The 888-nt window shown below is 45.5% G+C and carries 2 protein-coding genes; one reads left to right on the forward strand and one right to left on the reverse strand.

Features of this window, described 5'->3' with window-relative positions; translation table 11 throughout:
- Positions 1 to 385, forward strand: a 385-nt coding sequence (locus A3739_RS27005) for a peroxidase family protein (protein ID WP_304440325.1), incomplete at its 5' end; no start/stop codon positions are given.
- A 77-nt stretch (positions 386 to 462) separates the two neighbouring features.
- Here A3739_RS27005 and A3739_RS30545 read toward each other — a convergent pair.
- The coding region (locus A3739_RS30545; protein ID WP_068503451.1) for a flavin reductase family protein at positions 463 to 888 on the reverse strand (426 nt) is incomplete at its 5' end.

Genomic DNA, 888 nt, shown 5'->3' on the forward strand with positions numbered 1-888 from the left:
CCGCACTCACTTGATGGGCCTAACAGCACCAGAAATGACTGTGTTACTTGGTGGACTTCGTGTACTTGGTACCAACTACGGCGGTTCAAAGCATGGCGTGTTTACTGAACGAGAAGGCACTTTAACGAACGACTTCTTTGTCAACTTAACTGACATGCAGTATCAGTGGAAACCGACTGGCAAAAATTTGTACGACATTGTTGAGCGCGCGACAGGGAATACCAAGTTTACAGCAACACGTGTTGACTTAGTGTTTGGCTCGAACTCAGTGCTGCGTAGCTACGCAGAGGTTTACGCTCAAGACGATAATCAAGACAAATTTGTTCAGGATTTCGTTTCGGCATGGACCAAAGTGATGAATGCAGATCGTTTTGATCTAGCGTAAAGTCAGTCTGATCAACAATGAGTGAAAGAACGAAAAGCCTCAGTTTACTGAGGCTTTTTTGTGTTTGTTTTCATAGCTTACTTCGGTCTAGCTAAGCTCAATACATCTCCAAGCGACGCGTATTCATTCGCACCCAATCTCGCTAATGGGTTTAGATTTTTCGCATCAATTTTTAGTCGGCCCTTATCATCTTCACCGACGTAGTTGTCATCAACGAAGGCTTGTTCTATCTCTAAGAGAATCAGCGCTTGTGGTGTTTCTCCCCATTCAATGACTTTCGCGACCTTGCAACCAAAGGCAATAGGGCTTTCTTTGATGCGGGGGAGAGGAAAGCCCTCAAATGATTCTAGAGATAGATTCAAACGCTCTAGTTCGGAATCGCCATAATCGAGTGTTGCGGCTGAATCAGAGACCTCTTGCATCTGCGTGACCTGTGGAATATGCACCACACAGTGTTCTCCTTCACCAAGATTGGCACGCGTATCTTTACTCTCGCCACTTGG

It is taken from the genome of Oleiphilus sp. HI0067 (genome assembly GCF_001635735.1).